Raw genomic sequence first — 897 nt, forward strand, 5'->3', positions numbered from 1 at the left:
GCCTGCAGCGGTTCCGGCGTTGTTCACCGAACGGGTGGCGCGTGCCCCAGAGGCGGTGGCGATCAGCTTTGAGAGTCGTTCGTTGACCTATCGCGAGTTGGAGGAGGCGGCGAATCGGTTGGCGCATGTGCTGGTCGGGCGGGGTATGGGCCGCGGACAATGTGTGGCGTTGTTGTTGGAGCGCTCTCCCGGAGCGATTGTGTCGATGTTGGCGGTGCTCAAGGCCGGGGCGGCGTATTTGGCGATCGATCCGGCGCTGCCGGAGACGCGGGTGGCGTTCATGGTGGCTGATGCCGCGCCTATCGCAGTGATCACCACCGCTGCTCTTGGGGCGCGGCTTGACGACCATGACATCACCGTCATCGACATCAACGACCCGGTCGTGGACAGCTATCCGAGCACCGCCTTGCCGGACCCGGCCCCGGAAGACATTGCCTACCTCATCTACACCTCGGGCACGACGGGGGTGCCCAAGGGTGTGGCGGTCACGCACCGCAATCTGGGCCATGTGGCGCAGTCGACGCCTGCGCAGTTGCCGCAGGAGCAGGTGTGGACGCAGTGCCATTCGTATGCGTTTGACTTTTCGGTGTGGGAGATTTGGGCTGCGCTGCTGGGCGGGGGCCGGTTGGTCATCGTGCCCGAGTCGGTGACCAGTTCACCAGATGAGTTCCACGACTTGTTGATTCGTGAGCACGTCAATGTGTTGACTCAAACCCCGTCGGCGATCAACGCGCTGTCGCCGGAGGGGTTGGAGTCGGTGGCGGTGCTACTCGGTGGTGAGGCGTGTGCGGCGGAGGTGGTGGATCGCTGGGCGCCCGGACGGGTGGTGATCAACGCCTACGGCCCGACCGAGATCACGGTGTATGCGTCGATGAGCGCACCACTGCTGCCCGACTC

1 protein-coding gene is annotated in these 897 nt (G+C 64.8%); it reads left to right on the forward strand.

All coding sequences use genetic code 11. The features are described 5' to 3' along the window. Positions 1–897 (forward strand): AMP-binding protein (locus tag A5707_RS17555; protein ID WP_156658091.1); only part of this gene is annotated, 897 nt, incomplete at both ends.

Origin of the sequence: Mycobacterium kyorinense, assembly GCF_001672775.1 — a bacterium.
GTDB classification, from domain to species: Bacteria; Actinomycetota; Actinomycetes; order Mycobacteriales; family Mycobacteriaceae; genus Mycobacterium; species Mycobacterium kyorinense_A.